This is a genomic window from Rhodoligotrophos appendicifer, from assembly GCF_007474605.1.
In the GTDB taxonomy this organism is placed as follows: Bacteria; Pseudomonadota; Alphaproteobacteria; order Rhizobiales; family Im1; genus Rhodoligotrophos; species Rhodoligotrophos appendicifer.
On the sequence record NZ_VHKL01000015.1, the window covers coordinates 29984 to 53063 of the forward strand.

Below are 23080 nucleotides of genomic sequence, written 5' to 3' on the forward strand. Positions count from 1 at the left end.
GGAGTTGGCCCATTCCATCCTCATGGAAATAAACGACGTTCATTCAATATTTGGCAGAACGTAGGATTTCCAGTTCAATTCTAGCACGTACGGCTGGGATCGTCGTTGACAACGCCTCAGTTAGGCTGTGAATTTTCTACATGGGGATCATCACCAACATCCGGTCGATGCAGGGCATGGGCATCCATGCTGACCGGAATGCTCGATCTCCTTCACTTAACCTGCGCCAGTACAATCTCATCTACGGTTTCAACGGATCGGGTAAAAGCACCCTGTCGCGCCTGTTCTCGAGTTTTCAGGCGGGAGAGCGGCACGCGAAGTTGCCCGAAGGGTGTTCGTTCGAGGTGACACTGGATGACGGTGCCACGCATGGGTGCCCGACAAATCCGCGCGGCCTCGAACAGCGCCTGCTGGTCTTCAACAACGATTACATCGAGCAGAATTTGCAGTGGACCGCCGGCCTCGCGAATCCGGTTTTCTACATCGGTGCCGATCAAGCGGATGCGGCCACTGAGCTAATCAAAATCGAAGCTGCGATCGCGAAGGCCGAAACTGCCAAGGCTCTGGCGCTCGCGGCAGAGAAGGTTGCCGACAAATCCTTCGCGACCTTCAAGCGGGAGCGCGCCAAGTCAGTCGCGTCGCGTCTTCATCTGGGCAGCCGCAAATATGAGGCACCCGCTCTCGTCAAGGATTTCGAAGCATGGAAAGACGAAGTTGGCGCTGCGTTGACCGATGACGAACTTAGAGCGGCCGAAGATTCTCGGCGGCTGGATGAACCGATGCCGCGAGTCGGGCCGATCGCCTTCGATGCATCCAGTATCGGTACCGCTTACCGATTTATCGTCGACATCTGCAACCAGTCACTCACCACGGTCGCACTCGATGAGGTGCAGCGCTATCCCGACATGCTGCTGTGGCTAAAGCACGGCCAGGAATTCCATCATGCGAACGAGGTCGCCGACTGCCTTTATTGCGGCAACGCGATTTCGGACAAACGACGTGCCCAACTAACCGCCGCGCTCGACGACCAGGTCGACCAGTTCGTTGCGCGCCTCGCCAAGACTGCCGAACGCCTCGACGCTGTGATCGCGACACTCTCCGATATCGAAGAACGTGCGCCATTGAGGGATACGTTTGTCGCTGAGCTGCGGGAAAGCTCCGGCGAGCTAAGGAAGTTAGTCTCACAAGAAGTAGGAAACACGATCGCGCATCTTTCCGGCCTGCAGCAGGTTCTCGGTGCCAAGCGCGCGCGCCCCGCATCACCCGCGGATACTGGCAAACTTTCAGCCGAGGCCGACGTTGTCGCAACCGCGAACGAGTTGGCCAAGGCAATTGCGTCGATCAACGAGATGATAACGGCCCACAATGGCGTCGTGGACAATTTCGCCAAGCATAAGGACGACGCCGAGACGGAGATCCGTCGCCATTTCCTGCTCGAGTGCCGGAGCGATTTTGCCCAGCTGGCACAGGACTTGGCTGACGCGACCGCCAATGTCGTCAAGGAAAGCGATGCGCTGGATTCGTTGAAGTTGACCGCGACCGACCTGCGGCAGAAGATCAGGGTTCATGGCCCGGCCGCGACGGCGATTAATAAGCTCGTTGCAGCCTACCTCGGACATGCTGAGCTGACAATTCACCCGATGGAGGACGGCTACAAGCTTCATCGCCACGGAACGCCTATTACCGGAGTGCCGAGTGAGGGAGAGAAGACCGCGATTGCGATCTCGTACTTCCTGTCCTCGATCGAGGCGGACAATCGCAAGCTAAAGGACGTTATTGTCGTCATCGACGACCCCGTATCGAGTCTCGATACCAAGGCGCTCAACTTCGCGTGCTCGCTTGTGCGCGGCAGGCTCGACAAGGCCGGTCAGGTGATCGTGCTCACTCACAATCTCCAGTGCATGAACGAGTTTCGGAAGGCGTGGAAAGTCAAGGCACGTCCTCCCGAAGGCAAGGATCCGACAGCGACTTTCTTGTTCATCGACGTCGCCATTCCGGAAGGACAAATCAAACGATCATCGACGATCGTCGAGATGTCGAAGTTGCTGCGGGAATATGATTCCGAATATCATTTCCTCTTCAGCCATGTCCTTCGCTTCATCGAGAAGACCGACGCTTATGATGATCACGGTTATATAGTTCCCAACCTCATGCGTCGTGTGCTCGATGTCTTTCTCGCCTTCAAATGCCCCGGGAGCTCCGGTTTGGCAGGTCAAATGGCCAAACTCTACGCCGACTATCCAGAGCTCGATCGCGACAAGCTGATGGCGCTTGAACGGCTCGCACAAGTCGAATCGCATTCCGACAATTTGGACGACCTGCTGTCCTTTTCGTCAATGACACTGGAGGAAACTCGAGCCGCCGCAGGCGCGCTCGTCGAGATGATGGATCATGTTGATGCCAAGCATCTGGCGAGTTTGAAGCAGCTCTGTCGGTGAACAACAACGTCCTTATCCCTGCAACTGTCGCCAAGCGCAAACAGCAGCCCGCCGACAAGGTCGACGAATGACCCTAAGCGTTCTGCCCACCGCGACCCCGCCACAATGTCTCGGCGCGGACTGGACCGTAGCCGACGACGATGCGCTCGCCGAGGTCTGTGCGCAAATCATGATCGGTCGCGCGCTCCATGCAGCATGATTCTCGACGGCTCCCACCCCGTGGGCACACCGCCGATCATCAGCGCCGCGCTCAAGGAGAAATTGCGGATCGAACTTCATCCCACGAGCAGTCCCAAGATCTACCATCGCGACGGCCTGCTTTTCGAGATTATCAGCTGGGTCGCGGCACGCCTGACCGCGACGCCGAGTGATGCCATTTCCGATCCCCATCTGAAGGCGACCAACCAGGGCACCGATTGCGTCAAGGTGACCGTTGATCTGGTGACGCGAACCCTCACCCGGGCCACCGTCTACGAATATAAATGCACCACCAACTGGCGGCAGCTATTCTCCCAAGACGTGCTAACGGCGTTCCGAGAATATGTCTCGGGCGAACGCGACAACCAGCTCGCCCAAGCGGCCATCACCCTCCTGATCGAACTCGGCTTCACTCGTGACGAGCGCAATGCCGCCTATGATGAGTTGGTTCGCGCCCGGCCTCTTGCTTTCCAGGCGTCGCTGACCGTGGCGCCGAGTGGTTTTGGCGCCGCCGAGCGGCCTGCGCTTTTCGCAGGCTATGACGCGATCGCAGGCGACATCACCACACGCGGCGGCAATACGATGCCGCTAGACGATGTCCGCGGCTGGTTCACGGTCTTCGCCGCCCTCGTATGGATGAAGATCGAGGCGTTCGATGTTCGACGCTGAAACCGCTGCGCTGATCCGCTCGGCACCGCCGCTGCGCGGCGTCGATCCGGAAACCCTGCCGCAAGAACTCACCGCCATTTATGCCGAGCTCGCGGGCCTCCGCCTACGCGCCGCACAACTCGCTGATGCGCCCGAGTATCTTGCCCAGATTGAGCGCCTCGCCCGCATCGCAGCGGTTTGCGAGGCACAGGTCGACGACACGATCGATGGCGAGGCCCGTCGCGCCGCCGCTTTCGTCGCGGGCACCGCTTACCAAATCCTCGGCCGGGTCATGCCGATTGCGCCGGATCGTGCGGCTTTCTTGAGCGCCGGCGCCATCCATCCGCGCATCGCAGCACCTTTGCTGTTCCTAATCGCCGAGCAGAGCCCCGACGCCCGAGAAGCGGCGCGCGGACTTGGTGTCGGACGTCTCGGGGATATCCATCGGACGCCCTAGTCGAAAGTATCCGGGATCTGGCGCAGGAAAGGTTCACCTTGATTCTCGAACGCGCCGAGCGCCTCGCCCGACTCCAGCCGTCTCCCGACGATGATCTGACCGAACAGGCGACCCAGGGGCTTTACGGTCTCTGCTGGGCAGGGCTCACTCATCTTGTGGCGCGTCTGCTCGATCAGCCGCCGCCGGAGCTCGCCTATCCATTGCGGGAGACACCAATTGGCGATCGCCGACGTTGCCCCAGCCGCGGCCGGGGCCAGGTTGGTCTCGGCCTATGCCGGACCGCGCCACCTCGCGCGCTTGCTGCGCCATGTCGCCGACGGCCTCGAAGGAGCTGGCATCGCGAACCTGCCGGCACCGGCTGGAGCTGCGGAACCCGTCTGGCGGCGCTGGCTCCGTCACCGCGCCGATACCAAGCCCACCCTCTGGCCCAACCACCGGAAGGCAGTGGCGACCGGCCTACTCGACGCCGGAACGTCGGCGGTGCTGGAACTCCCGACAGGAGCGGGTAAGACCACTCTGTCCGAACTCAAGATCGCCGCGACGCTTAGCGCTGGCCGCAAGGTGATCTTCCTCGTGCCGACGCTCGCGCTGGTCGACCAGCTTCGACGATCTTCCGATAATTTCCCCAAGAGCCTCGCCAATTACGAGATCTCGGCCGATGGCGACCTTGTTGCCTTTATCTCTGGCCCCGAATTCGGTGCAATCGAGGTGATGACGCCCGAGCGCCTGCTCGCAGTGCTCAGCTTCGCCGACGCTGACGTCGCCGAGCTCGGCCTCATCGTCTTTGATGAATGCCACCTGTTGAGCCCGGCGGGCGGCGGCGCGCGCAGCGTCGATGCCATGTTGTGTCTGCTCCATGCGCTTCGTCGCGCTCCCCAGGCCGACTATCTGCTCCTCTCTGCGATGTTGCAGAACGCTCCGGATGTCGCTGAGTGGCTCGAACAGCTTTCCGGACGGCGCTGCATCAGCTTCGTCGATCCGTGGAAGCCAAGCCGTCAGGCGCGCGGCGTCGTGATCTACGCCAAGAATCAGCTCGACTGGGCCCACACGACTGTCCGCGCCGCAAACTTTGCGAAGCGGACCGACCAACCGGCCCACAAGCCGCCGCTTAATCTGACGCCGTTTGCCTTGTTCGGGCTGAATAATGCCTGGGCACGAAACGCGCCTCAGGATCGGCGGATCATTCGGCTCTCCGATGGCACTGTGTCGCTTAATTATGGCGTCACTGGCGCAACGCCAAATTCCAACGAGGTTGGCGCTTCCTTTGCCGCGTGCGCGGCGCGGGCCGGTCTTAAGACGATCATTTTCGTCAACCAGGCCGATCACGCACCGACGACCGCGAAAAAGATCAAGGCCCGCGTCCCGGCTGTCGGCGCACTGAACGAACTCGAGAATGACCTGTGGCAAGACATCATCGCCGAATTGGGCGGAGCGCAGCATTCGCTGCTCGATCCGACCGCACCCGCCTTGCCCCATAATGGCGACATGATTTCGATCGAGCGACGCATGGCCGAGTCGCTGTTCCGCAGGCGTGACGGCGCCAGCGTGATCGTCGCTACGCCGACACTTGCCCAGGGGATGAACCTCCCGGCTGAGGTCGCGATTCTTGCTGGCACGATGCGCCACGACGAGGACGGGCGCGAGCCGCTCAAGGATCATGAGATCCTCAACGCCGCCGGCCGGGCAGGTCGCGCCGGCCATCTGGCCAACGGTACCGTCCTGCTCATTCCGGAGCCGCCGGTCTCCTTCCGGATGGACTGGACACCGACTGGTGAGGCATTCGCCATGCTGGAGAAGGTCCTGCCTGGCAGCGACCAGTGCGTCATGATTGACGATCCGTTAACGACACTGCTCGACCGGATCCAGCTCGGCGACGTCAGCAGTCCGGATGTTCGCTATTTCCTCAGCCGGCTGCGGGCCGGCGAGGGCGAGGAAGCGGATCCTGATCGACCAATCCAAATGATGGATCGATCCTTCGCCGCCTTCCAGGCTCGCAAGACGGGCGCCGAGGCCGCGTTCGACGTGAAGCTCGTGTCACTGAAAAGTGCGTTTGCCGCCGACGCCCAAGCTACCGAAGTCTCGACCCTCAAGATCGCCGTCTTCAGCGGCATGCAACTTGAGCCATTAACCGCACTCGCTTCCAAGATCGTAGCCGAGATCGACATGCTGCCGACCACGATCATTGAATGGTGCAATGGCTGGTCGATTTCCTGATCGCGGATCGCGCTAGCTATGCACTGTTGTTCGGCGGGGATGTCGAGACCGTCAAGGCTGTCACCCGCGGCAAGAAGACCGGAGGCGACAGCACTGTTGCCGAAATCGCGTTGCTTAAGCCCGCACTGCGTGCCTGGTTGACCGGTGCGCCGTTTGCGTCAATCGAGGCGGCGCTCGGTGTCGCCCCGTCCAAGTTCAAAACCTGCAAGCGCTCCCGCGATTTCGTGCTCAAGCTGATGAATCGTCGCTTCTACATGATCGCTGGCGCACTGGCCGCCCTGGTTCAGCATGCGCTTCAGGAGGCTGGGAAGGTGACTGCTAATCCAGCAGCACTAGAGGTTATGGCGGTGGCGATACGCAAGGGCTTGGACTCCCCCGACAAGATAGCCTTCGCCCATCGGTCCACGGCGATCCGTTCTCCCGTCATCCTGCACCGCTCCTATGCAGACCGCTTTCCTAATCGGGAGGATCAGATGGGTACGGACTTTCAGACAATCCTGCGATCGATCGACGCGCATTTGGCGTTTGCAGATTTAGGGCTGAGCACTTCTCGCGTCTGACCTTCCCAGCCGTTCTAGGAGGAAGGTTCGACGATAACCACCTTCATAGTTACCTGAGCAGACGACCGCTTTCAGCGCCGGGGCGCGAGAGCCTGAATGGAGACAATTATTGCTTTGATGCCAATGCTGGAGCCGCACGCAGATCAACTGGAGCGCTGCGGTAGAGATGGTGAGGAGCGGCAAAGCACACATCACTCGACTCCCGCCAACCCTCTCTGAGCATCACCATAGAACCCCTGCCACCCTGCCCGCTTGCTTTCGCAATTGGCGATCTCGACCAGCGCCTCGCCCAGCAGCGCCTTGGCATTGTCGCCTGGCTTGATGTCGGGGCCGACGCACTTCTCCCGCAGATGTGAATCCACTCGCTCGACCCGGGGCAAGCTGATCAGGCGACCGATGTCACCGGTAGTTTCGCCGCCGCCGAGCGTCGTCATCATCGAGAGCGCAAGGATCGACAGCACAGCGCGACAACGGCTGGGTCGCCGACGACCGGCCGGCATGGCCCGGCTTTGCGCCCGGGATGGGCACGCGGCGCTCGACGGTTTCAGGTTCACCGTCACGGGCCTTTGCCAACGTGCCGCTCTTCTCCGCCAATTGCCGCCTGTATTCATGGGCATCCTCCTCGAGCTGCTTTAAGCGGTTGCGGTCGGCGCTGATGCGCGTGCCGAGACGGCTCTGCGCTTCCTCGACGACGACTTTGATTTCGGCCACCACGCGAACCCGCTCGGCGGCATGCCAGCGTTCCCAGCGGCCATCCATCCAGCGGGCGCCGGTGATGAAGGCGATGCTTCCGATGAGGATCGCCCAGGTGAAATATCTGACCGGGCCGGTGAACAGTAGGCGGAGGGCGAGGCCGATGACTTGGCCGCCCGGGATGAGGCTGAGGAGCATGGTCACCCCCCCAAGGTTCCAGCCGTCTGCGTGATCCTCGACGCGCGCCTTGGTGATCCGCATCGCCGCCCACCACACCAGGCCGCCAGCCGGCAGGCTGAGGATCCACCAATTGTCCGCGATGAACTGGCCGAGGCCGGCAAAGGCCTCATGGAGACCTCGGAAGCGGCTCGCCAGGCCGATCGCGGTGTCGACCTTGTCGAGGATGCCATCAGCGCCGGAGACGATGTCGCCGGGAAGACCCGTGGTGTCCTGCGCGGCAGCTACGCCCGAGACGACGGCGGTCACCCCACCGACCACCTTCGGGATATCGGCCTTCTCCACGATGTTGGATCCGGCCTGGCGCAGCGTCTCCGCTGTCGTCGACGCGCGCTTTTCCGAGAGCAGCCGATCGCCGGCGATCGCGATCGCCTCGAGGAGGGCTTTGTCAATCAGGCCGGTCTTGGTCAGGCCATTGTACGCCTGGAAGGCGAGGATCGCGTCGCAGTTCAGGTTGCCATATTTGCCGTCGATATCCCGACTGGATAACCTTGTCTGTCAGCACGTCCTAGACCCGCGCATTCCGTCCCAGTCCGATGATCGTGGGTCCGCGGATCTTGCCCTCGGCAAGCCACCGCGACACGCGGCCCGGCGTCACCTTCAAAAGGCGCGCAAGCTCGCCCTGGTGACGACTCCATTTGCTTTGTTCACGCTCAAAAGTGTGCCTCGTGTTTAGGGGATAAAGTCGAATGTTTAGGCTTCTGGAAAGCCGTCAGACTGGTGAACACTCGCCGCCCGAATTACCCGCAGGAGCAATATCTTCCAGGGGCCCCGTCACCGCATCCTAGCTGGGGCCTGCGCGATCGAGGCTTGGAAAGAGTGCGATCCGTTCTGGCCAACCGGGCAGCGACGATCCCGAAGGAGTGGAAGCGCGGCGTGTCGCACACTTTGGCGACGAGGATCAGGACGGGCGCGATCGTGCTTCCCACTCCAAGGCTCACTGACGAGCCATTTCGCAAGCGGCTGACCCTTCTCAGCCATACGGTCGTGAAGGGCATGAGACAGTCCCCGAGGCGGTCGACCCTCGCATCGGCTTCGGCATGCGCCTTGCTGATCTCCTCGACGGAATAGCCGACAAATTCGACGAGGCAGATGTAAGGCTCGTGCGTGCGAGGGTGCCTCAGCATCTTCGGCTTCGGCCCGGCACTGGTCTGGCGCAGCACCGGGCGGCACTTCAACGGCGGCAGCTTGACCACCCGGCTTGGCATCTCGCCCTTCTCTGCGTGATCCACGATCAGCCAGTAACCGTGGCGGGACAGGTTCCGAACCCAAGCATCCACGGCAACCGCATCCTCATGCACCTGCAGCCAGCCATTGATCAGGCCGCCGCGACGCTCCGCCATGCACAGGGAGGAGCGCTCATGCCGCAGCGACCAATCCTCGGTGCCGCCGGCCGCTGCCCTTACGCACTCGTCCTTGTAGGGCCACACCAACAATGACCAGGCATCGATCTCTCGCCGCAGATCCGCCTTGCGAGGGTTGCGAGGGTCATGCGAGGGTTTCGGATCAACCCTCGCAGCACTTTTTTCTTTTGATTTCAGATCGTTATAAGTCTCTTGCGAGACTTGCGAGGGTTTTTCTCCCGTGTGTGTATAGAAACTTTTCATTCCATCCTTCCTCTAAGACTCTCTCATGCGTGACGCGCGCGAAACCCTCGAAACCCTCGCAACCCTCGCAGAGCTCCTCTAAGTCATTCGTGCGAAACGATTTTCAGCCGCGCGAGGGTTTGTCCAATCCCTCGCAAAGCCTCGCAACCCTCGCAGCATCAGGCGTCATCGGCCGGATGCGGCGGCTCAGGCGCACGGCCCTCGTTCCGCGCCGGCACATCATGCAGCCGCACATCGAGGTAACGGCGGATGCGTTCCGACGTCTTGAGGAAGCCCTTCTGCGAGCATCACCCGTCCGAAGGTCGCCTCTTTCCCCGGCCGTCCTTTATGGGGCGCCTTCGAAACAAAAATCCGTCGATCACGAGCCTACCGGCTCCAGTGCGATTCCTCGTAGTCTAAATTGCGATAATCGCGGCATTCCGTCAATGCGATTTTCGCGATTTCATTCTGCGCGAAAATCGCAAAGATTACGCGATGAATGAAAATGATCGGATACGAGATTGGCTTGAGGGCCAGGTGGCAAAGCGGGGCCGCGGAGCAAAGGCGGCTCTCGCAGCACATTTGGGAGTGCGGCCAGATGCCATAACGAGAATGCTCAACCTTGGCGGAAAGGAAACGCGCCTCATAAAGGCGCATGAACTCTCGAGAATTGCCGAGTTTTTTGGAACACCCTTTCCGGAGCAGTCTCAACGATCGCTGGCGTCTAACGCCACACTACCTCCCAGCTATCGCCCGTTCCCCGATCGGGCCCTACCGGTCTTTGGGCAGGCAGAAGGCGGCATTGACGGCCGCTTCGTGCTGAACGGTCAGCGGGTCGCGAGCGTTTTTTGTCCACCGGTCCTTGCCGATGTGGAAGGCGCCTATGCCGTGTATGTGCACGGTGACTCTATGGCGCCAAAATTCGAAGCGGGAGAGACCGTTTGGCTTCACCCTTACGTGCCCGTGAAGAAGGGCGACTACGTCGTTGTCCAGCTGACGATCGGAGGAGACGAGATGCTGCATGGATATGTCAAACAGTTCATCTCGAGAAATTCAAAACACTTGGTGCTACGGCAACTCAATCCGCCGGAGGGTGAGGAGGAAATTTTCCAATTACCCACAAGCCAAGTTTTTTCTATTCACAAGATCGTCTTTTCGCAGCTGCTTTAAATCAACCCCTGCATAGTCTTCAAGGGTTCTCCACCGTGGGCGAATTGTGAGGTTTCTATTCCTCACAGGTAGCCGCGGGCACTCGCCACACCGAACTTTGCGGCACAAATCCCCATATGTGTGAATACCTAGGGCCTGGATCTCCCTCAGTCGGCTGATCGATATCTCGCGCTCTCGTCCGCAATCATCACACGCGACATAAACGCTGAGGATCTCCGATAACAGCCGGCGCGCATCGGGTGGAAGCCTATGCATGACACATCCTATGTTCTCTTATTGTTCTCATTGATTCCCGATTTTCCCGGCGGAGTCCAGAATTGATTCTGCTCGAAGAAATCGGGCATCTGCAAAATAAATTGCGATTACCACAGATGGCGCCGTTGACCTTTAATCGCGATTATCGCAATTTACCTTCGGTGAAACTTCGTGGGTCCTGGACGAATGAACCTCAGCGTCCGCCTGTCCGCTCTTGATAAACTGCGTCACTTCGGTGCGCCGGCAAGCCCCGGCATATGGGCCGAGGTCAAAACCTATGACCGAGCCCATCCCCGCCCCAGCAAGCGCTGCGCGCTGAGTGTCGGCAAGTTCACCCTCAAGCAGACGTTCGGCCTCGGTCTGATCGACGACGGTGAAGCCGCTGCCCTGCCGATCTTCCTCCATCTTGGGCCCATCGAGCTTTGGGCTGGCATCGTTCGTCCGGAGGCGCGGCATTGATCAGCAATTTGATCGATATCGCCGTGCAGGTCCGCCATACGACGGAGCGGGCCGCCCTGGTGCACGAAGGCGCCCGCGAAGCCTGGATCCCGCTGCCCAAGGCAGAACTCATCTCCAATGGCGACGGCACACACACCCTCACCTGCCCGGAATGGCTGGCGAAAGACAAGGGATTGATGTGATGGCAGGCTCGCTCAATAAGGTCCAGCTCATCGGCCACCTCGGCAAGGCCCCCGAGATCCGGCACACCCGTGATGGACGCGGCGTCGCCTCGTTCAGCCTCGCCAAGTCCGAGAGCTGGCGCGACAAGACCACCGACGGGCGCAAGGATCGAACGGAGTGGCACAATATCGTCGTCTTTACCGACGGCTTGGTGAAGATCGCCGAGCAATATCTGAAGAAGGGTGGGCCGGTTTATGTCGAGGGCCAGCTGACGACGCGAACATGGCAGGATCAGAGCGGCAATGATCGCTGGTCGACGGAGGTGGTGCTGCAGGGTTTCAACGCCACCCTGACTATGCTCGACGGAAGGCGCGACGATGGCGGCCGATACGACCCCGAGCAGCGCGGCCTGGATCCCGATCGCACCGCCGGCCGCAGCACCACCACAGCGCGGCCAAGCTCGATCCATGAAGAACTCGACAATGAGGTGCCGTTCTGATGCGCCACTGGTCACCCGCCGAATTCTTCATCGTCGCGCTCTGCGTCACCATCGCCCTGCTCCTGGCAGTCATCGGCGACTTAGCCGAGCAGGCCCGGCTTATCCGCAGCTGGTCAGCCATGCGGAGACCATCAACGGCAGGCTGCCGGCCATTCGCGTGATGCCGTCCAAGGAAAAGGTGATCGGCCGTGGTAAGTCGACATATGGAGGGCAGAGAATGACCCGCGCGAAATCCACCATCGCAGCACGCCTGACCATCCGGCGTGGGCTTTCAGAAGCGGAGGCGGCTCTGTATGTCGGGCTTGGCTCGACGAAGTTTCGCTTTCTCATCGCTGAAGGTCTGATGCCCGAACCCCGGATCATCGGCGGCCGAAGGCTTTGGGATGTCGATGACCTCGATGCTGCCTTCCGCTCGTTTCCACTGGAGGGTTCCGATAAGCTCGGCCAGCAGGAAGAAAATCCCTGGCATTAAAGGTGGGCAATGACGCGTCTAAAGTTGCGATATATCAAGGCCTATACCGACAGAATCGGGAAAACCCGTCGTTACTTCAACAAAACCGGGTTCGCCAAAACCCCACTTCCTGGCCTCCCTGGATCGATTGCCTTCATGGAAGTTTACCAGAGGTGTTTAGCCGAAGTTGAGGCTACGAAACGCAGCACCGCATCTGTCTCAGAAGCAGTGAAGCCGGGCTCGTTCGCCGATTTAGTGCAGCGTTATTATGGATCTTCATCGTTCAAGACGTTGAGACCCATTACCAAATCGACTTACCGCAACGTCATCAACCATCTTGTCAAGGAAAACGGCGATAAGCCCGTCGATCGGCTAGATCGAAAGGGCATTATGAAGTTGGTCGACCAGAAATCGGAGACCCCTGGCACCGCAAACAAAGTGCTCCGGACGCTCCGAATGCTAATGCGCTTTGCGATCAAACAGGAAATGCGAACGGACGATCCGACCGCTGGGCTGGCGAAGCTGCGAGTCAGCAAAGAGGGGTTTCTTGCGTGGGATGAAGATCACATTCGCCTATTTGAGGGCCATCATCCGATCGGATCGAGAGCTCGGCTTGCCTTTGCCCTGCTGATCTTCACCGCTCAGCGGCGAAGCGACGTGATCCGGCTTGGCCCGCAACATATTCGAAACGGCAGGCTGAGTTTGCGGCAGCAAAAGACTGGCACCTTCCTGGATATCCCCGTTCACCCCGAGCTCGCGATGATCATCGATCGCTCAGCGGTGAGCGATATGACCTTTCTTAGGACGGAGCAGGGAAAATCATTTGCGCCAGCAGGTTTTGGAAATTGGTTCGGCGATTGCTGCCGGCAAGCTGGGCTGCCCTTAGGATTCAATGCACATGGCTTGAGGAAGGCGGCAGCCCGCCGCCTGGCTGAAGCCGGAGCGACGACGCAGGAGATCATGGCGATCACGGGCCATCAGTCGATCTCAGAAGTCGAGAGGTACACACGGGCGGCAAATCAGCGGCATTTGGCATCGAAAGGGATGTCGCGCCTAACAGAACTTTCTAACGATCCCAAAGTTTCCGTTCTAACCCGTTGAAAAACAATGGGGGTGGTGGTGGTTTCAGTCACTGCCGAACCAGTCTCCGAATTCCCTGCTCTGAGGGAATTCTGCAGGGAATTACTTCGTCAGAGGCGAAGCCGCGATCGCCGCAATCCGAATGTCCTAATACAACTTATGGTTGATTTTGGCCCGGAACTTATCCGATAGCTCCTGGTCGTTCTCGTGCCTAGACACTTCGCGCGCGGACCAATGGTGAACCTGGGTTCGCGAGCGGAAAGACTCTGACGAGCCACTTCGGCCATTGCTCTTCGATCTGCATCTGCTTAACGCAAGATTTTGTGAATCGTGCCCTTGATGTTTTCCCCACCATTCTGGTAGATCTTTTATTAGTTGGTCATATCGGCAGTCGACATATATTTCTATAGACCAAAGATCGGGTCGACCCTAGTGACGATGTACTTACTCATTTCTTGATTTGGAGTGTTGTAATGAGCGGGGATAGTAAGTTGGGGAGCGCCGAGAGGGCCCTCTCTCCAGAACGATTGCGGCTGGAGACTACAGATGTTCCAGTTGAAGCCATCAAGACCTATGCACGCAATGCGCGGCGGCATACGAGAAAGCAAGTAGAGCAGATCGCCGAGTCTATTCGAGCGTTCGGCTTCGTATCGCCCCTGCTCATCGATGAGCAGGGCGTCATCATCGCCGGCCATGGCCGCCTGGCTGCCGCCAAGAAGCTGGGGTATTCGACGGTGCCCGTGGTGCGGGTCGAGCATCTCGATGATGCGCAGAAGCGGGCACTCAGGATTGCCGACAACAAGCTGTGTGAGCTCGCCGGCTGGGACGAAGAGCTCCTGAAGCTCGAGTTCTCGGACCTTTTGAAGATCGACTTGAGGCTCGATTTGAGCTTCGACCTGGAGATTACCGGCTTTGCCAGTGCCGAGATTGACCGTCTCGTCAACGATAGCGCCGAAGATCCAGATGACGACAAAAGCCCTGAGCTTCCAGCGCAGGCGCCAGTTACGCGTCCAGGCGACCTCTGGATCCTAGGAGGTCACCGCTTGATCTGCGGGGACGCCCTGGAAGAGGCAACCTATGAGAAGCTCATGGGCGAAGACACAGCTCAAATGAGCATCTCGGATCCTCCTTACAACGTGCCTATAGGAGGCCATGTCTCCAGGACCGGCAGACATCGTGCTTTCGCCATGGCATCGGGTGAGATGAGCGAAGACGAGTTTACCCGATTCCTTCAGACTTACCTCACCCATGCCACGAAGCGTTGCGATCCCGCTGCCATCCATCTGACATTCATCGACTGGCGGCATATGCGCGAAATGCTGAATGCCAGCCGTCAAGCAGAGCTTGAGCTCAAGAATCTTGTCGTGTGGGACAAGGGCTCAGGTGCCATGGGTTCGTTCTACCGCAGTCAGCACGAGCTAGCGTTCATTTTCAAGTCGCCAGGCGCATCCCACAAGAACAATGTCCAGCTCGGCAAGTTCGGTCGCAATCGGACGAATGTATGGAGCTATCCGGGAGCTCATAGCCTTCGCAAGGAGCTGGAGCTTCATCCAACGCCGAAGCCGGTTGCGCTGATCGCGGATGCGATCCGGGACGTGAGCGACAGGAACAACCTTGTGCTGGATTGCTTCGCCGGCTCTGGCACCACAATCATTGCCGCCGAGAAGGTGGGTAGGCGGTGCCGGGCGATCGAGCTTGATCCCGGCTATGTCGATGTCGCAGTCAAACGATGGCTGCTACGGACAGGTGAGACGGCGATCCATGCCGATACCGGGCTTTCCTTTGCCGACAGGGCCAAACAAATGGCCGGCAAGCCTTCACGGATTCGGAGGCGGCCCACTCCCTTTGTCCTTAATGCCGCAAATGGGGAGTAATGATCATGAACAAGAAAAAAGGATCCGACTCGCAAGTCGGCTATGGCAAGCCTCCCAAAGGATCACAGTTCAAGCCGGGTCAAAGCGGCAATCCCGGCGGGCGCAAAAAGGGCAGCCTTGACTACAAAACCATGGTCGAGCGAATAGCGGATACCGAGATTGAGATATCGGAAAATGGCACAAAACGCAGAGTGCCTGTCGTGGAGGCGCTCTTTCGTGTCCAAGTTAGAGAAGGATTGAAGGGCAACATCCGAGCCTCCGACAGCCTGCTCAATCGGTTCGAGCGGCTAATGAGCGATGGAGATGTGCACTATGAGCTGCCGGAAGAGGATCGCGAGTTGCTCAATTGCGCCTTGAACCAACCAGCAGCTGTGCGCCCGGCACCCAACCGTAGAGCGAGGGGAGGAGGAGGACGATGACTGATGACGCTCGCCTCCTTCGGGCCCTTCTGCGGCAGAGACTATCCGTCTTTGTCCAGAAGTCCTTTGCAACCTTGGAGCCCGGAACCCCCTATCTGCACAATTGGCATATTGATCATCTCTGTTGGAAGCTTGAACAAATCGAACGCGGCGCAATCAAGCGTCTCATCATCAATGTGCCTCCGCGATCCATGAAGTCGATCACGGTGTCCGTTGCCTTCTCCGCCTGGATCCTGGGCAAACATCCCTCGCACAAGATCATCTGCGCCTCCTATGCCGATGATCTCGCGCGCAAACTCTCCTCCGATACCCGTCTTCTCATCGAGAGCGACTGGTATAGAAGCCTCTTCCCTCAGTTGCGGCTGAACTCGCGGCGGCCAAGAACACACGAACTCACCACCACCCAAAGAGGATACCGGTTTGCTGCCGGCCTCAATGGTTCTATCCTGGGACGTGGTGCCGATCTCATCATCATCGATGATCCTATCAAAGCCACTGATGCGATCTCCAAAGCCGAACGACGGCGTGTAAACGAGGCCTTCGACAACACGCTCTATACCCGGCTCAATGACAAGCAGAACGGCGCCATCGTCATTATCATGCAGCGCCTGCACGAGGAGGACCTCGCCGGTCACGTGATCTCCCGAGGCGAGTGGGACATCATCTCCCTCCCCGCCATAGCAACCGAGCCGCAGAACTTCCAGCTCAGCGATGACCCCGAGCATCTCTACGTCCGGCCAGCCGGCGAACTCCTGCATGAGGAGCGTGAACCCCGGGAGATCCTCGAGCAGCTTCAGCGCGCTCTGGGAAGCCTCACCTTCTCCGCGCAGTATCAGCAGGCGCCGCTGCCGTTAGAGGGCAATGTGGTCAAGCGGGAGTGGATCCGGTTCTTTGAACAGGCTCCTACCCCCTTCGATCTCGTCATTGCGAGTTGGGACACGGCGAGCACCATCAGCGAAGAAGCAGATTATTCTGTCGGCACTGTCTGGGGCGCCAAGGGACTCGACTTCTATCTTCTCGACCTCGTCCGAGGCAGATTCGAGGTGCCGGACCTGCGCCGCAAGGTCACCGAGCTTGCAGCAAAATGGGAGGTCGACCAGACCATCATTGAGGACACAGAGCTTGGCCGGGCCATCAACCAGGACCTGCGTCGCTCCGGGCAATACAGCACCTATCTCCACAAGGTTCGGATCGACAAGGAGGCTCGCTTTCTCGCCCAGTCCGCACGCTTCGACAATGGACAGGTCTATGTTCGCGAGAACGCCGCCTGGGTTGCAGAATGGCTAAACGAGCTCCTCGCCTTCCCCAATGGCCGCCACGATGATCAAGTCGATTCGACTAGCCAGGCTCTGCATTATCTGACCCGCAAGGTGACACCGCTGCACAGGAAGCGGCTAAATCAGCAATCGAGCCAGCGCCCCTCCCGGTCTAAGCCTCTAAGAAGTCGGAGGAGAACCCGTATCAAGCAAGCTGCGTGAGGTGAGATCCAATCGGATCGCTTACCACTACTGCTTCAGATCACTCGCTCTTCGATGCCGCAGGCTCAACCGTGAACCAAAGACCCAATCCAGAGGTCCTTGTCAGACTATAAGCGACGCCACCCTGCCGCTCCTCGTGCTTGCCACTGTCCATCGTGCCTTCAACCAACGCACTCATTAGTTCACCGCGCTGATTGGCAGTGAGCTCGGGAGAGAAGATGGCGATCAACAAGCCGAACGCATTTGCGGCGTTCACCGCATTGTCGTGGGCCGAAGTTTGATCCGCAAAGATCATGAAGTAGCGAAGCGCATTGCTCTCTGGACTTGCAGCCCAGCTGCTTCCGACGAGATATTCTTCCAGTTGAAACTTGCAGGTATGCGGCTCCGCGCCCTCGCAGTCGCCTGGCAGCATGCGCAACTCTGACTTGGCTCTGCGGGCAAGGGCATTGAAGCGTTTGTTGATGTCGTGAATCGGCACGCCAAGTGTTGCCGCTTCGGTCAGCTGTTGCTCCGACGCCTCTGCAAAAATGCCAAATGTTTGCAGGATTAAAGACAATGCAAGCGCAAACCTAATAGATGACCTGGGCATTTCTCCAGAATATTTCACTGATTTTTTGAATATTTTTTGAACCTTTTTAGCAAACGCGACCATTCTGTCCTCCACATATAATTTACAGGACAGCTGTCGCTCCGTTTCGCAAAACAGTCGAGCGGAGATTCAAACAGTTAGTAAGTTATAAAACGACCAGGGACCGTGGCAGTTCATTGGCTCCAAGCCTCCTCCCGCGTTCGAAAGGCTCGAAGACTCCACGGGTGCGGCGCGATCGGCAAGGTGGGTCGGCGACGACGCTTCCTCTCAAACACACCAACACCATAGCTCGGTGCTGGCGGGAGGGGCGGGCCATTCCATAAAAGACGGGCCATGCAGCCGAACAGGCACGCAAAGACGTTGCTGCCGCCCGACAATCCTGGTTCGACAGCCAGCTCGATCTCGCCCCCGAGAAGCTGATCTTCATTGACGAGACCGGGGCTTCCGCGAAGATGGCCCGCTTGCGCGGCCGCGCGCCGACGGGCGAGCGCTGCCAAGCCAGTGTCCCCCATGGCCACTGGAAGACCACGACATTCACCGGCGCCCTTCGCCTGTCGGGGCTGACCGCCCCCATGGTACTCGACGGGGCGATGAACGGGGTGGCCTTCTCTTGAGCGAGCGCCCGATGGCGCGGATTAAGCCGTATTTCCCTTTGGAACGCGGCGTTCCGTGCGTCGATGATCGACGGGTCGTCAGTGGCTCCGTTTACGTCATCAAGCATGGCCTGCAATGGAAGGATGCTCCCAAGGAATACTGTCCGCACAGGGCGGATTGAACTCAAAGCTTCACACCGTCTGCGACGGTGACGGCCGTCCATCATCATGCTCTTGAGCGAGGGTCAGATGAACGATTACAAAGGTGTAGGCCTCGTGCTGTATGCCTTGCCGTCAGTCAAGACGTTGAACTCAGCCATCTCAGTGTTTCTGTCCATAGATTGCGCTTCTACAACCGCAATCCTTCAAAACAGAACTCTGAACCAAAAATCGATCCACCAAATGCCGCATCAGCGGCATCGTTCAATCTCTCGAGAGTCAGCGCATGCAGCTGTTGGTCTTAGGCTCGGGACGCCATGTTGAGCCTCACTTTGCCTTGCCGAGGGCAGCGGTGAGCGCGGCGAACCCCTCCTGGAGCCCGTTCAGACTGATCGGGACGAGAAATCCTTATCGTCAAGGGATCGGTAAACGATGCTCAGCTTCTTGGCCTCGAGCAGCACCGTCGTAACTTCAGGCGTCATTGCAAAAGCGGGCCTCGCAATACTCGGCGCCACAACTGAAATAGGGCACCGAATATTTCTCCGGCCCATCGATCAGCAGCCTGATGGGTGCGGCAAGCGCGATCGGCTGGGGGACCTGGATCGCGGAGACCGTCGCGGCCTTTTCGCCCGGAATGATCGTCCACATCACGACCATGCGCCCCGACTTGGTATCGGCCAGACGCTGAAAGAGCAGGCAGTCGCGAGGGCGCGGCCCGGGCTTTTGGCTGCGATTGCATTGCAGAGCCCAGGATTGAAAATCCGTCCGGTCCGTCGCTGCGGTGGTAGGCGCATTTGATTGCGCATGGGACGGCACGACCAGGCCCAGGATGACCAGCAGCGCCGCGCCACATTGGCCCAATGCACTCATGACCGCTCCGTAGTTAAAAGCGGCGCCCACTTCTCAGGCCAAAAGCGAAGAAACGCGGCTGGGGGGAACCAAGCCGCGTCTCCTCTCTCGCTCCCCCAGCTAAGAGCTCTATCGCTTCTCTTCGAGGCGCGAAAACGCCCAAACCCACACGAAACGGAGCGCGACCAAGCCGGTATAGATGGCCAGAACGAAGACCAGCAGCCACCATGACTCGTGATGACCGGCCAACCTGACTGTTTCGGCCGCTTTCCCGAGGATTGAAGGCAGCTGCTCACCGAGAAGCACGAAAATGACGCCATTGGCGGCAAACTGGATTGTATCCCACACCGTATTGCGGCGCATTCGAGTTACAGCCATTGCTTGGCCTGAGGCTTCGACAGAACTCATGGTCAGACCGGCCGCCACCGCGGCAAGAATTCCCGAGCAATGAAGCCTCTCGGCGAGCAGATAGGCTGCGAACGGAAGCAGCAAGCTGATCAGGATCTGCGATCCGCTTTCTTCCCCAATGCGACCGGCAATCCATTCCTTCCCCTTCGCGGTCAGCCATGTGATGGCGACGCCGACCGCAAGGCCGCCGAGCGCAATCCATACGAAGCTGAGCGCAGCATCGGAGAATGAGAACGTACTGGTCAATGTAGCGGCGATCGCGAATCGGAGACAAACGAGGCCGGACGCGTCGTTGAGAAGCGATTCTCCTTCCAGGATGTGCATCAAGCGTCTTGGGACAGGGACACGCGCCGCGATGGCTGAGACGGCGATCGGATCGGTCGGCGACACCACCGCCGCCAGAGCGATGCGACGGTCAGAGGCATGGCCGGGATCATCCAGTGCACAAAGAAGCCGATGCCGATCACGGTGAGAAACACGAGGCCAGTTCCAGGACTACCGTTCTGTCCTTCAGCAGTTCATCGTTCGGAATGCGCCAACCATCAAGGAACAGCAGCGGCGGAATGAAGAGGAGAAAGAATATCTCGGGATCGAGCTCGACGCGCAGGTTGGCGGCAAGGCCGATCATCCCGCCCATAACGATCTGGACCAGCGGTCGGGGAATCGGAAGCGGCAGCATGCGGGATACGAAGCCGCTCACGACCACCGCGACGAGGAGGACAAGAACAGTTGTAATGGCTTCCAATGGCTCGCCTTATCCTTGCTGTCCTCCGAGCCATCATTCTAAAGCGGTTCACGGCATTCGTCCTCCAATGCCATACTTCCTTCTTGATATTGCCTGCGGAGATTTTCGCAGAAACCTGAATGAGAAGCAGGTTTGCTCCCCAGGATGGACAGCCAGGGGTACCCCTCACAACAGAGATTTGGGTGAAAGCATTTTGGTTAGCAAGCTGAACGTTAGGGAGGATGGATCCGCCGTAGCGCTCATTACATCTGGCAAGCCGAATGTTGGCCGAACGGCAGCGCGACCCTCTCCCCCGCGGGCGACCTCGCGCTGCACGCCGCGCTCGCTCTTGCTGGTGCGCGTAGCGACTGCGGCGGTGAAGCGGTCGCCCCGTTCTTCCGGGTTGCCATTTTGGCGACCCGACGGGCGACCTTTTTGAGGGCCGTCTCGTATTTTTCCTCTCAGGATGCTTCGCCTCATAGAGCGCCTTGCGCCGGGCCAACTGGCGTGCCGCTCTGCCGGCGACAGTCGGCGCGAGATAGGTTCTCGTCCATGATCGATCGGTGTGTTGTCATCGTCCAGGTCGCTTACGATGGCGGGGCTTAGTTTCAAAGCCAGGGCGCAGAGCCTCGACGCAGTGTGGCCGCCTAAATCGGATGTTCCAAGCCTCGGAGAATCGGGCAATTCGGACGCGCGTCGCCTTCGCAAGCGTCAGCAAGTTTCCGCAGGAGATTTGCCATTTCGTGCAGTCGCTGGGACTTTTCTTCCAGCTCCTGCACATGGTTTAAGGCAAGGGCTTTCACGTCGAAGCTGGTGCGGTCCTGGTCCTCCCACAGTTTGAGCAATTCCGAAATCTGCTTTAGGGAAAAGCCAAGGTCGCGTGACCTTCGGATGAAACTCAGACGCGCCACATCCTTCGGTCCATAATCGCGATAGTTGCTGTCCCTCCGATCCGCGGCGGGTACCAAGCCGATTCCTTCGTAATTTCTGATCATCTTTGCCGAAACGTTAGAGACCCTAGCCGCTTCTCCGATCTGCATGGCCACCTCCATAGGACTTGACCTTACCGGTATTGGAAGGTGCAGAGCTTTCATGGGGCAAATATGTCCCGTGCGCCTCAAGAACAAGCGGCGGCCATGATTGCGGGCGCGCCGAGCATTCGATGAGCGCGAGCTTGCTAACAGACATTTCGATTGATGAAACAGGAGACAATATGAAAACCGTTTTGGCGCTCGTTTTATGCTTGTTGATTGCCGTTCCCGCTATCGCTCAAACCGTTCAATCAGGCGCCATGGACGGCACGTCCATGCCAATGAGCAGTGCCTCAAGCCCAGCTACGAAGGCGTACATGCAAGCAATGCAAGGGATGCATCAGCAAATGATGGCCATGTAGCCCACCAATGATGCAAGCCAGGACTTCGTCATGATGATGAAGCCGCACCATCAAGCTGCTGTCGACATGGTGGAAGCCTATCTCAAATACGGTTCTGATCCCCAGCTGAAAAAGATGGCGAAGGACATAATCAACAGCCAAAATAAAGAAATCACGCTCATGAATGATTGGGAAGCTAGGCACGGCATGTAATCCTGATGCTCTGTATTGTCGGGTGAGTTTGGTGAAGGTGCTGGTCAGACATTGCACACGGGACGCCAGCTGCCGAGCGAGTCGGGGACCCAGGAAGTCACTTCCAAAAAATTAAATTTGGCCCTACCCTCGGGCCACGGGGATGGGGTTCCCCCGAAACCGCCGTCATGGCTGATGACTCCTACTGCAACAGGCGCTTGCGGTCTGTCGACAGTAGGATGGTAAGTCCCGCTCCGGCAGTCCTGATCGCCAAACCATGAAGGCGACGATGGGCTACATATACGTCTTTATCGGTGCCGGGCTCGGCGGCATGGCGTCAATCTCGCGGCTGGCCGGCTAATCCAAGATGGAGGGTTCCCATTGGGCACTCTCTCCATCAATGTCCTCGCCTCGCTCTTGATGGGCGTAGCGGTCGAATATTTTGCGTTCCGGAGCGGATTGAGCCAACATTTCTGCCTTCTTGTGACGACCGGAATCCTGGGCGGTTTCACAACCCTTTCGACCTTCTCGCTTGAGACAGCCTCGCTTTATGAGCGCGGTGAAGCGATCGCGATCTTCGCCTATGTTCTAGCCTCGGTCATCGTCTCGATCGGAGCACTGTTCGCGGCCATGGGCGTTTTCCGTATCCTAATTAGTAGGAGCAACTGATGAAATCCGGGCTATTAACTTGGCAGTTCTGGGCCCTGCTCTCCGCTGGTTTCGCGGCATTGACCGCCATCTTCGCAAAGATCGGCGTCGGGAACGTCAATTCCGATTTCGCAACCCTCCTGCGCACGGTCGTCATCCTCTGCGCCTTGGCGTTGATCCTGGCGAGCACCGGTCAATGCCAGCGCCTTGGGTCAATCTCCGGCCGCAGCTATGCTTTCCTGCTGCTGTCCGGGCTCGCCACGGGGGCCTCCTGGATCTGCTATTTTCGAGCTCTCAAGATTGGCGATGCCGCACGGGTCGCCCCCGTCGACAAGCTCAGTGTCGTCCTGGTAGCGGTCTTCGGCGTCATTTTTCGGGTGAGCGCCTGTCGGCGGCCAATTGGGCGGGCGTGGTCTTCATCGCGGCAGGCGCAATTTTGGTGGCCTGGCGATAAAGCCATGACCCCCCACTGGTGGCACTGGTCGGGCCGGACCCCACGAGCCTAGGCGTATGTCCGGCAGTCCGCGATTTCTTACAAATCCGTATAGCTGGCGAGAGGGTGAGGCAAACAGCGAGGGCTTAGAAGAGCGGCATCGATGGGGCCGTCATTGATTTGCGCCCCGTTAGTTTCCGCCGCTCAACGCGCGGCGTTACCGCATGAGGTAAGC

The 23080-nt window shown here is 58.9% G+C and carries 27 protein-coding genes, 4 pseudogenes and 1 riboswitch; of the genes and pseudogenes, 22 read left to right on the forward strand and 9 right to left on the reverse strand.

All coding sequences use genetic code 11. The annotated features are described in order from the left end of the window. Nucleotides 1-140: 140 nt before the first annotated feature. From FKM97_RS24125 to FKM97_RS24135, 4 genes are all read left to right on the forward strand, one after another. A complete protein-coding gene (locus FKM97_RS24125; protein ID WP_144295029.1) occupies nt 141-2438 on the forward strand; it encodes an AAA family ATPase in 2298 nt (765 codons plus the stop codon). A gap of 67 nt (nt 2439-2505) precedes the next feature. After that, nucleotides 2506-2637 carry a hypothetical protein gene (locus tag FKM97_RS26995; RefSeq protein ID WP_281290140.1) on the forward strand — a complete coding sequence of 44 codons (132 nt, stop codon included), beginning with the start codon at nt 2506-2508 and terminating at the stop codon, nt 2635-2637. A gap of 20 nt (nt 2638-2657) precedes the next feature. Then, on the forward strand, nt 2658-3305 hold the full coding sequence (locus FKM97_RS24130) for a hypothetical protein (protein WP_205015297.1): 648 nt from the start codon (nt 2658-2660) through the stop codon (nt 3303-3305). Continuing rightward, a complete protein-coding gene (locus tag FKM97_RS24135; protein ID WP_144295031.1) occupies nt 3292-3741 on the forward strand; it encodes a hypothetical protein in 450 nt (149 codons plus the stop codon). Before FKM97_RS24130 ends, FKM97_RS24135 begins: the two co-directional genes overlap by 14 nt. On the opposite strand, the gene FKM97_RS26450 is transcribed toward FKM97_RS24135, so the two are convergent. Beyond that, nucleotides 3738-3893 carry a hypothetical protein gene (locus FKM97_RS26450; protein WP_170241120.1) on the reverse strand — a complete coding sequence of 52 codons (156 nt, stop codon included), beginning with the start codon at nt 3891-3893 and terminating at the stop codon, nt 3738-3740. The two genes, FKM97_RS24135 and FKM97_RS26450, sit on opposite strands and share 4 nt — an antisense overlap. Nucleotides 3894-3957: 64 nt before the next feature. Between FKM97_RS26450 and FKM97_RS24140 the strand changes: the two genes are divergently transcribed. After that, on the forward strand, nt 3958-5955 hold the full coding sequence (locus FKM97_RS24140) for a DEAD/DEAH box helicase (RefSeq protein ID WP_170241121.1): 1998 nt from the start codon (nt 3958-3960) through the stop codon (nt 5953-5955). Beyond that, nucleotides 5931-6515 (forward strand): hypothetical protein, encoded by a 585-nt coding sequence (locus FKM97_RS24145; protein ID WP_170241122.1) that lies wholly within the window; start codon nt 5931-5933, stop codon nt 6513-6515. The genes FKM97_RS24140 and FKM97_RS24145 overlap by 25 nt, the downstream gene beginning before the upstream one ends. A gap of 191 nt (nt 6516-6706) precedes the next feature. Here FKM97_RS24145 and FKM97_RS24150 read toward each other — a convergent pair whose 3' ends face one another. From FKM97_RS24150 to FKM97_RS24160, 4 genes and pseudogenes are all read right to left on the reverse strand, one after another. Continuing rightward, the gene (locus FKM97_RS24150) at nt 6707-6952 is read right to left on the reverse strand and encodes a hypothetical protein (RefSeq protein ID WP_144295034.1); all 246 of its coding nucleotides are present in this window, start codon (nt 6950-6952) and stop codon (nt 6707-6709) included. Then, on the reverse strand, nt 6915-7730 hold the full coding sequence (locus tag FKM97_RS24155; protein ID WP_246105249.1) for a hypothetical protein: 816 nt from the start codon (nt 7728-7730) through the stop codon (nt 6915-6917). The genes FKM97_RS24150 and FKM97_RS24155 overlap by 38 nt, the downstream gene beginning before the upstream one ends. Nucleotides 7731-7823: 93 nt before the next feature. Next, nucleotides 7824-7919 (reverse strand): annotated as a pseudogene (locus tag FKM97_RS27295) (peptidoglycan-binding domain-containing protein); the annotation flags it as partial. Nucleotides 7920-8185: 266 nt separating this feature from the next. After that, nucleotides 8186-9052, reverse strand: coding sequence for a hypothetical protein (locus FKM97_RS24160; RefSeq protein WP_144295035.1), 867 nt, complete (start codon nt 9050-9052; stop codon nt 8186-8188). A 474-nt stretch (nt 9053-9526) separates the two neighbouring features. On the opposite strand from FKM97_RS24160, the gene FKM97_RS24165 reads away from it, so the two are divergent. The 10 genes from FKM97_RS24165 to terL all read left to right on the forward strand — a co-directional run bounded on the left by FKM97_RS24165 (nt 9527) and on the right by terL (nt 16878). Further along, nucleotides 9527-10201, forward strand: a complete 675-nt coding sequence (locus FKM97_RS24165; RefSeq protein WP_144295036.1) for a S24 family peptidase — start codon at nt 9527-9529, stop codon at nt 10199-10201. 441 nt (nt 10202-10642) lie between these two features. Next, nucleotides 10643-10915 (forward strand): hypothetical protein, encoded by a 273-nt coding sequence (locus tag FKM97_RS24175; RefSeq protein WP_144295037.1) that lies wholly within the window; start codon nt 10643-10645, stop codon nt 10913-10915. Then, nucleotides 10912-11097 (forward strand): hypothetical protein, encoded by a 186-nt coding sequence (locus FKM97_RS24180; RefSeq protein ID WP_144295038.1) that lies wholly within the window; start codon nt 10912-10914, stop codon nt 11095-11097. The genes FKM97_RS24175 and FKM97_RS24180 overlap by 4 nt, the downstream gene beginning before the upstream one ends. Further along, a complete protein-coding gene (ssb, locus tag FKM97_RS24185) occupies nt 11097-11576 on the forward strand; it encodes a single-stranded DNA-binding protein (protein WP_144295039.1) in 480 nt (159 codons plus the stop codon). The genes FKM97_RS24180 and ssb overlap by 1 nt, the downstream gene beginning before the upstream one ends. After that, on the forward strand, nt 11576-11737 hold the full coding sequence (locus FKM97_RS26455) for a hypothetical protein (RefSeq protein ID WP_170241123.1): 162 nt from the start codon (nt 11576-11578) through the stop codon (nt 11735-11737). The genes ssb and FKM97_RS26455 overlap by 1 nt, the downstream gene beginning before the upstream one ends. Before the next feature lie 56 nt (nt 11738-11793). Further along, nucleotides 11794-12048, forward strand: a complete 255-nt coding sequence (locus tag FKM97_RS24190) for a helix-turn-helix transcriptional regulator (protein ID WP_144295040.1) — start codon at nt 11794-11796, stop codon at nt 12046-12048. A gap of 9 nt (nt 12049-12057) precedes the next feature. After that, the gene (locus FKM97_RS24195; protein ID WP_144295041.1) at nt 12058-13128 is read left to right on the forward strand and encodes a tyrosine-type recombinase/integrase; all 1071 of its coding nucleotides are present in this window, start codon (nt 12058-12060) and stop codon (nt 13126-13128) included. 452 nt (nt 13129-13580) lie between these two features. Next, nucleotides 13581-14981, forward strand: coding sequence for a site-specific DNA-methyltransferase (locus tag FKM97_RS24200; RefSeq protein ID WP_144295042.1), 1401 nt, complete (start codon nt 13581-13583; stop codon nt 14979-14981). 5 nt (nt 14982-14986) lie between these two features. Beyond that, on the forward strand, nt 14987-15400 hold the full coding sequence (locus tag FKM97_RS24205; protein ID WP_144295043.1) for a DUF5681 domain-containing protein: 414 nt from the start codon (nt 14987-14989) through the stop codon (nt 15398-15400). After that, entirely contained in the window at nt 15397-16878 is a 1482-nt protein-coding gene (terL, locus tag FKM97_RS24210; RefSeq protein ID WP_144295044.1) for a phage terminase large subunit, read from the forward strand. Before FKM97_RS24205 ends, terL begins: the two co-directional genes overlap by 4 nt. Nucleotides 16879-16918: 40 nt before the next feature. Here the strand turns inward: terL and FKM97_RS24215 are convergent, their stop codons facing one another. Beyond that, the gene (locus FKM97_RS24215) at nt 16919-17530 is read right to left on the reverse strand and encodes a hypothetical protein (RefSeq protein ID WP_144295045.1); all 612 of its coding nucleotides are present in this window, start codon (nt 17528-17530) and stop codon (nt 16919-16921) included. Nucleotides 17531-17790: 260 nt separating this feature from the next. Between FKM97_RS24215 and FKM97_RS24220 the strand changes: the two are divergent. Continuing rightward, nucleotides 17791-18075: pseudogene (locus FKM97_RS24220) on the forward strand (transposase); the annotation flags it as partial. Between the two features lie 17 nt (nt 18076-18092). Further along, on the forward strand, nt 18093-18242 hold the full coding sequence (locus FKM97_RS27300; protein WP_144295046.1) for a transposase: 150 nt from the start codon (nt 18093-18095) through the stop codon (nt 18240-18242). 448 nt (nt 18243-18690) lie between these two features. Here the strand turns inward: FKM97_RS27300 and FKM97_RS24230 are convergent, their stop codons facing one another. The 3 genes and pseudogenes from FKM97_RS24230 to cueR form a co-directional block, all read right to left on the reverse strand. Beyond that, on the reverse strand, nt 18691-19089 hold the full coding sequence (locus FKM97_RS24230) for an invasion associated locus B family protein (protein WP_144295047.1): 399 nt from the start codon (nt 19087-19089) through the stop codon (nt 18691-18693). 138 nt (nt 19090-19227) lie between these two features. After that, nucleotides 19228-20221 (reverse strand): annotated as a pseudogene (locus FKM97_RS24235) (cation:proton antiporter); the annotation flags it as partial. Between the two features lie 626 nt (nt 20222-20847). Then, nucleotides 20848-21240, reverse strand: coding sequence for a Cu(I)-responsive transcriptional regulator (cueR, locus tag FKM97_RS24240; RefSeq protein ID WP_144295048.1), 393 nt, complete (start codon nt 21238-21240; stop codon nt 20848-20850). Nucleotides 21241-21362: 122 nt separating this feature from the next. Between cueR and FKM97_RS26825 the strand changes: the two genes are divergently transcribed. The 4 genes and pseudogenes from FKM97_RS26825 (at nt 21363) to FKM97_RS24260 (ending at nt 22866) form a co-directional block, all read left to right on the forward strand. After that, nucleotides 21363-21593, forward strand: a complete 231-nt coding sequence (locus FKM97_RS26825) for a hypothetical protein (RefSeq protein WP_144295049.1) — start codon at nt 21363-21365, stop codon at nt 21591-21593. A gap of 30 nt (nt 21594-21623) precedes the next feature. Further along, nucleotides 21624-21785 (forward strand): DUF305 domain-containing protein, encoded by a 162-nt coding sequence (locus FKM97_RS26830; protein ID WP_144295050.1) that lies wholly within the window; start codon nt 21624-21626, stop codon nt 21783-21785. Between the two features lie 129 nt (nt 21786-21914). Beyond that, nucleotides 21915-21976, forward strand: a riboswitch (Fluoride riboswitch). Between the two features lie 169 nt (nt 21977-22145). Then, nucleotides 22146-22433: a CrcB family protein gene (locus tag FKM97_RS24255; RefSeq protein WP_342783576.1), complete on the forward strand. Its 288-nt coding sequence runs from the start codon at nt 22146-22148 to the stop codon at nt 22431-22433. After that, nucleotides 22433-22866 (forward strand): annotated as a pseudogene (locus FKM97_RS24260) (EamA family transporter). Before FKM97_RS24255 ends, FKM97_RS24260 begins: the two are co-directional and overlap by 1 nt. Nucleotides 22867-23080: the final 214 nt, after the last annotated feature.

Coding starts and splice junctions, on each gene's coding strand:
- FKM97_RS24125 (WP_144295029.1), top strand. CDS start 141: ATGGGGATCATCACCAACATCCGGTCGATGCAGGGCATGGGCATCCAT.
- FKM97_RS26995 (WP_281290140.1), top strand. CDS start 2,506: ATGACCCTAAGCGTTCTGCCCACCGCGACCCCGCCACAATGTCTCGGC.
- FKM97_RS24135 (WP_144295031.1), top strand. CDS start 3,292: ATGTTCGACGCTGAAACCGCTGCGCTGATCCGCTCGGCACCGCCGCTG.
- FKM97_RS26450 (WP_170241120.1), bottom strand. CDS start 3,893: ATGAGTGAGCCCTGCCCAGCAGAGACCGTAAAGCCCCTGGGTCGCCTG.
- FKM97_RS24150 (WP_144295034.1), bottom strand. CDS start 6,952: ATGATGACGACGCTCGGCGGCGGCGAAACTACCGGTGACATCGGTCGC.
- FKM97_RS24160 (WP_144295035.1), bottom strand. CDS start 9,052: ATGAAAAGTTTCTATACACACACGGGAGAAAAACCCTCGCAAGTCTCG.
- FKM97_RS24165 (WP_144295036.1), top strand. CDS start 9,527: ATGAATGAAAATGATCGGATACGAGATTGGCTTGAGGGCCAGGTGGCA.
- FKM97_RS24175 (WP_144295037.1), top strand. CDS start 10,643: ATGAACCTCAGCGTCCGCCTGTCCGCTCTTGATAAACTGCGTCACTTC.
- ssb (WP_144295039.1), top strand. CDS start 11,097: ATGGCAGGCTCGCTCAATAAGGTCCAGCTCATCGGCCACCTCGGCAAG.
- FKM97_RS26455 (WP_170241123.1), top strand. CDS start 11,576: ATGCGCCACTGGTCACCCGCCGAATTCTTCATCGTCGCGCTCTGCGTC.
- FKM97_RS24190 (WP_144295040.1), top strand. CDS start 11,794: ATGACCCGCGCGAAATCCACCATCGCAGCACGCCTGACCATCCGGCGT.
- FKM97_RS24195 (WP_144295041.1), top strand. CDS start 12,058: ATGACGCGTCTAAAGTTGCGATATATCAAGGCCTATACCGACAGAATC.
- FKM97_RS24200 (WP_144295042.1), top strand. CDS start 13,581: ATGAGCGGGGATAGTAAGTTGGGGAGCGCCGAGAGGGCCCTCTCTCCA.
- FKM97_RS24205 (WP_144295043.1), top strand. CDS start 14,987: ATGAACAAGAAAAAAGGATCCGACTCGCAAGTCGGCTATGGCAAGCCT.
- terL (WP_144295044.1), top strand. CDS start 15,397: ATGACTGATGACGCTCGCCTCCTTCGGGCCCTTCTGCGGCAGAGACTA.
- FKM97_RS24215 (WP_144295045.1), bottom strand. CDS start 17,530: ATGGTCGCGTTTGCTAAAAAGGTTCAAAAAATATTCAAAAAATCAGTG.
- FKM97_RS27300 (WP_144295046.1), top strand. CDS start 18,093: ATGGCGCGGATTAAGCCGTATTTCCCTTTGGAACGCGGCGTTCCGTGC.
- FKM97_RS24230 (WP_144295047.1), bottom strand. CDS start 19,089: ATGAGTGCATTGGGCCAATGTGGCGCGGCGCTGCTGGTCATCCTGGGC.
- cueR (WP_144295048.1), bottom strand. CDS start 21,240: ATGCAGATCGGAGAAGCGGCTAGGGTCTCTAACGTTTCGGCAAAGATG.
- FKM97_RS26825 (WP_144295049.1), top strand. CDS start 21,363: ATGAGCGCGAGCTTGCTAACAGACATTTCGATTGATGAAACAGGAGAC.
- FKM97_RS26830 (WP_144295050.1), top strand. CDS start 21,624: ATGATGATGAAGCCGCACCATCAAGCTGCTGTCGACATGGTGGAAGCC.